This is a genomic window from Spirochaetota bacterium (assembly GCA_038043445.1).
Lineage (GTDB): Bacteria > Spirochaetota > Brachyspiria > Brachyspirales > JACRPF01 > JBBTBY01.
The window spans coordinates 1-6,127 of the sequence record JBBTBY010000041.1; the positions used below are offsets into that span (position 1 = coordinate 1).

General features: G+C 55.8%; 4 protein-coding genes. 2 read left to right on the forward strand and 2 right to left on the reverse strand.

Annotation, left to right across the window (positions count from 1 at the left end; all coding sequences use genetic code 11):
• On the forward strand, positions 1-1,203 hold a 1,203-nt coding region (locus AABZ39_06180; protein MEK6794343.1), incomplete at its 5' end, for a hypothetical protein.
• Between the two features lie 54 nt (positions 1,204-1,257).
• Here the strand turns inward: AABZ39_06180 and AABZ39_06185 are convergent.
• Both AABZ39_06185 and AABZ39_06190 read right to left on the reverse strand, forming a co-directional pair.
• The gene (locus tag AABZ39_06185; protein ID MEK6794344.1) at positions 1,258-2,469 is read right to left on the reverse strand and encodes a uroporphyrinogen decarboxylase family protein; all 1,212 of its coding nucleotides are present in this window, start codon (positions 2,467-2,469) and stop codon (positions 1,258-1,260) included.
• 84 nt (positions 2,470-2,553) lie between these two features.
• A complete protein-coding gene (locus AABZ39_06190) occupies positions 2,554-3,384 on the reverse strand; it encodes an AraC family transcriptional regulator (GenBank protein MEK6794345.1) in 831 nt (276 codons plus the stop codon).
• A gap of 148 nt (positions 3,385-3,532) precedes the next feature.
• Between AABZ39_06190 and AABZ39_06195 the strand changes: the two genes are divergently transcribed.
• Positions 3,533-6,127 (forward strand): glycoside hydrolase domain-containing protein (locus tag AABZ39_06195; protein ID MEK6794346.1); only part of this gene is annotated, 2,595 nt, incomplete at its 3' end.

Consider the following 6,127-nt stretch of genomic DNA (forward strand, 5'->3'; position numbering starts at 1 on the left):
ACATTGGCGGCGAAGACAGCAACGATCGCTGCGCTTCCCCTGCAGGAAAAGAAGCGGGAACTCTGGCGGCGATTGAACGCAAAAAAGCCGTCGCGCCCGATGGTGATGATAGACCAGGTGTGCTGGAACGAGATGAACATCGGCGACGAGCTCACGCTTCAGTGCGAGGACAAGGAATGCCGCGGGTATGAGGAGAAGCTACGCCGGACGCTCTATCAATGGGAACATTTTCCTGTGGATATGGTCGTGGAGCCGTTCATACGTGTACAGAAGGCCGTGCACAATACGGGCTTCGGCATACGATCGGTCGATCATGTCGCCGTCAGCGACCCGACGAACAGCGTCGTGGGGCATGCGTACACCAATCAGTTCGAAAAGGATGAGGACCTTGAAAAGATACAGATGCCGGTCATAACACATGACACTGCCGAAACAGCGCGAAGGCTTTCCATCGCCCATGATCTTTTCAACGGTACGCTTGGTATCTTCGAACAGGGTTACGATCCGTATCTCTCGCTCTGGGACCCCATCAGCCACTGGATGAGCGTGGAACAGGCGCTCTATGCCATCGTCGATCGGCCCGAGTTCGTACGCGAAATGCTTTCACGCATGGTGCGCGGATATCTCAGCATGCTCGATCAGCTCGAGGAGCAGGGGCTTTTATGCCATCATCAGTCGCTTATTCACTGCACGGGGGCGTATACCGACGAGCTTCCATCAAAAGGCTTCGATCCGAAAAAGCCCGTGGCAAAGGATATCTGGATGTTCGGCCTCGCGCAGATGCTTACAACGGTGTCGCCGGACATGTTCGATGAATTCGAGATAGAGATGAGCATGCCCATTTTTGAGCGCTTCGGTCTCGTCTATTACGGCTGCTGCGATCCGCTGGACAGAAAGATGAAGCAGGTAAAGAAAATACCGAACGTGAGAAAGATATCGGTAAGCCCGTGGGCGGATGAAGAGATGAGCGCAGCGGAAATAAAAAGCGATTACGTGTATTCACGAAAACCTAACCCAGCGCTGCTCGCCTGGCCTGAATTCAATGAAGACGAAGTGCGAAAACACCTTCAGGCTACCGTTGACGTCTCTGCCCGTAACGGCTGCCCGCTTGAGCTCATACTCAAGGACATAAGTACCGTAAAGTATGAACCCACGCGTCTCTCGCGCTGGGCCGATATCGCCATGGACATCGTCGGGGGATGATCGATACCGGCGCTGCGTAATGATCCATGATGCACGTCATGGATCACAGCGGTATCAGAATTTTCCCGTAAGCATATCGATCTTTCGCTTCATATAGTAGCGGAAGTTCTCGAGCGATACGTCCGGCGGCACCGTGTGGTCCACCGTAGGAAAGAATCCACCCTCGTCTATGAGCGGGAGCATCGTCGCCAGATGATCATCGATGGCTTTTTTATCCTTCGCCAGCTCGCGTTTGTCCACAGCGCCCCAGAGGCGCATGCCCTTGCCGAATTCTTTTCTGATGCGGATGGGGTCCATATCGGATGCTCGCTCGAGCGGCCATATCGCGTCCACACCCGCTTCGAGGAAGAGCGGAATGATGTCTTCGCAGTTGCCGTCGGAGTCTACTGCGACATAGCGTACGCCGTTGCCCTTAAGCCAGTCGACAAGGCGCTTCATCTCGGGGAAAATGAATTCGCGGTACGTGTCCGGTGAAAGGAGCGGACCGCTTTTCATCGCGAGGTCCTCGCTTATCATGACATAATCGATATCGGTCTTTGCGAGGATGGGCTTTGCTATCATCATCGTTATGTCGGTGATGAACTTCATCATTTCATGCATCATCTCGGGGTGATCGTACCAGGCATAGCAGAGGTTTTCGGTACCGAGCCATTCGCGCGCGCGCCAGTAGTATCCGAGGGTCTGGCAGTTTCGCCCGAGAATGAGCGGATGTTTCCGTTCCTTCCAGCGAGGAAGCATTATCGATTCCCATTGTATCGGATAGCGTGATGCATGCATCTCATAGCGGTATTTGAGCGCTTGAAAATCCTCAGGCTTCTTCACCGGAAAATCGATGTACTCGTCCATAGACGCACGCGTGCCGCCGACGGTGCCTTCAAGAAGCGCTTTGCGAGTGATCCCTTTGCCGTCGCGGAATATCTCATAGCGCTCGGTGCGTTCCAATACCTTGTATTCAAAGCCGGGGAGCATATCGAAATTCACCGGAATGAATTCACGCGCATCCATGCCGAAGTGCTCGTCGCCCGTGAACCAGTCCCAATGCGCGTCAAGCCGCGACAGGCCTTCGGCCTCCCAGCGGTCTATCGTCTGCCCCCAGACACCGGCCTCATAGTTCGGCACACGGTCCACGGGCTTGTATTCCATGACATTGATAAAACGCTCTCTTCCGTTCATGGGACTTGTCGTGAACATAGCATCTCCCTGTACTGCTGTATCATCTTCATCGATACGACATTCCTTCTCGACTACGGCTTGTGTGTTCGACATGGTGTCCTCCATGCCTAAACAATCGCAATGAACGACCGGCAAAGCTTGTATGGGAACGCAAAATACTTGTATCCGTCCGACGATTCATGAGACCGGCACCGTATGCATATGCGTCCGGTTCATCTCCCGGAATTCCGAGGGGGATACGCCCGCCGACCGTTTGAATGCGCGGCTGAAATAGAACTGGTCTCGGAAGCCGGTGCCCTTGGCAATTTCGGCTATGCTCCTGTCTGAACCGATGAGCATGACCTCCGCGGCACGCATGCGGTATCGCCCGACATACTCCATGGGCGCTGTACCGGTGACCGATCTGAACACATCGTGGAATCGCGCGGGTGAAAGCCCCGCCATCGATGCAAGGTCATTGCGGTCGAACCGTGCGCTGACATTGTCGCGTATGTACTGGAGCACTGCAGCTATGGGGCGCGCACGCTCAAGGAGATCGAAGGCGTTCTCTTTCAGCTGTGAGACGGCAAGCACGGAGGAAAGCAGTTCGAAACCCGCAGCCTTGCGGTCGGCCGATACCTTAAGCGAGAACGGCGTTCCGTCGAGTTTCGCGAGCCGCTCATTCGCATGCCCGATAGCCGCCGCTGAAGCACCGGCAACACTGAGCGGGGCATCGATCAGCGTGAAAAGATCGATGGAGCCGAAAAGCGAATAGTTCACATGCACCCACTCGCTTGTAACGCGCGCGCCTGAGACCGACAGCGTGTGCATGGTGCCCGGCGGGATTATCATCGCATCGCCGGAAGCGGCATGGCACGCCCTGTCAGTGCGAATATCCGCCTCGCCGTCGCGTATGCGGAACACAAGCGCGCAGGGGAGCGCACGCTCGGGGTTCGCATGCGGCCCGGCAGCGATGCCTGCACAGACATAGTCGAATGCGAGCGTGGTATCGAGGACTTTTTCGAGCATGGGAACGCTCATTCCTTCATTATAGTCCCGGGGGAACGGGAGCACAAGTCCGCCTGCGTGTGCAAAAGAACAAGACAAAAGTACATGGACAAGATCGTCGTATGTGCGGTATAATGAAGCGAACGTACGATAGTCCCAGGAGCGATGCATGCGAAGGATACTGATCGCCTCTCTCTTTGTTCTCCCGCTCTTCCCGCAATCGATAACCATACCGAACAACTCATTTGAGACCGGTACCGATGCCCCGAGCAACTGGTCATTATCCGGTGCCGGTGAATGGGAACGCGAGGGGGCGTCCGGCGACCGGTCGATCAAGGTCACCGGCAACGGCGACGATTCGAGCTATTGGAAATGCGACTCCTTTTCCCTGAAACCCTCGCGCATATACCGCGTCACCTTCCAGGCGCGCAGTCAGAACGCCGCGGGCGGCTGTGCGATAAGCGGACCAAGTACGCTCAACCGCGACTATACGTTCGACAGTTTCTGGCGCACCTATGGTTATGCGTTCAAGCTTCCCGATAATGCCGCTGACAGTTATCTCCGCTTCGGTCAATGGCATGTGAAAGGATCGGTACTGTTCGATGATGTCAATGTGTTCGAGGTAGAGCCGCTGCAGCGTACCGTGAACGGCATGGAACTGGGGCTGACGGAATACATCCGCGGTAATACGTATAAATTCGCCCCGGTCTATTCCGGCGAAGGTGCGAATTATGCACGCTGCCTTGTTTCGCATACGGCAGGTTTTAACTCGACACGATGGGTGATGAGCGGCGGTTCGTTCATCATATACCGTCACCGTGTCGGTCAGATAGCGCAGGCGTCAGCGTCCGTGCGTATAAACATCGGATATTATGCGGCAGGGGCTCTCATCATCGAGGCGTCGACGGACGGTACAGCATACACGGCGGTCGGTGAAATGAGCGCGTCCGGCTCGAAGGAATTCGCCCTGCCCTCATCGCTTTTCCCCGCGGAAGAGATCTCGATCCGGCTTATGGCATCATCATCGGAAACGGCAGGCGGCGAGTCAAAACCCGGTGCGTTCCAGATCAACAATTATGAATATACCGCACCGCTCGCCTCATCGATACCCGATGCCGTCGGTGATACACAGTTCGCAACGATACTGGTCAAGGGAGCATCGCTTGCCGTCAAGCTCATATCGCTCGGATCGCTCGATGCCGATCCTGTCGTGAAATTCAAAACGCGCGCGAGCGCGGACGGCGATTACACGGCGGTGTTCGCTGCGGGAGAGAAACAGTTCACGAAGCGCTTTTCCGTGAAGGCCGATGCCGTGAGCATGGTCGATATCCCGTTCTCGCTGCCGATAACCGAGCCGGGCATCATGCCGGTAACGCTCACCATACGCGATGCAAAAAGTGTCGTGTACAGCGTGTCCTCTTCGTTCACCGTCGATACGCTTTCATTCGCTAATTTCGGCGAGCGTCTTGCCGCGCCGGCACCGCTTGGGCTTTGGTGGAGCAGCGCCGCATACAAGATAAGCCGTACACGCCCTGTGCCGAAAGCAGCGGGAGCGGTGAAGATCAACGCGGCGAAGAACGAGTATGAATCGTTCCAGATAAGCCTCCGTCCTTCAAAGGACATCGCCCGCGTAACGCTTTCCGCGTCCGACCTCACGCGCGCGGGTGGTATTATCGGCGCATCGAACATTTCATTCGGGCGTGTGGGCTATGTAGACGTGCGCGTACCGTCCGATCCGACCGGCGTCATCGGCAATTGGCCCGATCCGATAGAAAAGATACGCGGCGCATTCCCCGTACCGAAGGACATGCAGAGCCCGATATGGGTCACCGTGCATATACCCTTTGATGCTGCGGCTGGCGAGTATACCGGCACGATAACCCTCACCGCCGACGGCGAACGCGTTTCGGTGCCGATAACGATCACCGTGTGGAATTTCGGTCTCCCGCTCGAACCTTCGCTTAAGAGCGCCTTTGAGATGTGGAGCGGGCCGATAAAGAAATATCATAATCTTTCCGACGCGTCCGAACTCAAGGATGTCATGGACCGCTATTACCGCGATTTTGCTGAACACCGTATATCGCCGCAGAACGCGCTTCGTCAGCCATTGACGACATTCGTGAAGGATGCATCGGGCAAAGCGGTCGATCTTTCCCTCGACTTCACCGATTTCGATGCCGATGGAACTTACTACCTCGATACGCTCGGTTTCTCCGTGTTCCGTCTCACGATAGCCGGCATGGGAAGCGGTACGTTCTTCAGCCGCAAGGAAGGCGAGTTCGGCGGACACAAACAGGGCTCGCCGGAATATGATGCGCTTTGGGGGAAATATATCAGAACGATACAGGACCATCTCGAGGCAAAGGGATGGCTTTCCAAGGCGTATGTGTACTGGTTCGATGAGCCGGACGTGAAGGATTATCAATTCGTCATTGACGGCATGAGCCTTTTAAAGAAACATGCGCCGAAGATACGGCGTCTTCTCACCGAAGAGGTCGTGCCGGACCTCGCGGGTGCCGTGGACATATGGTGCCCGCATGTGAACGGCTACAATGAACTTGTGCCGGGGCGTATCGCGGCGGGCGAGGAATTCTGGTGGTATGTATGCACGGGACCGAAAGCGCCCTACATAGGTATCTTTATCGATCACCCGGCCATCGACATGCGTATCTGGGGATGGATGTCCTGGAAGAACAAAGCGACCGGCATTCTTGTCTGGGCGGTGAACTGGTGGACGAGCGCGGTGGCGTTCACCAACAAAGCG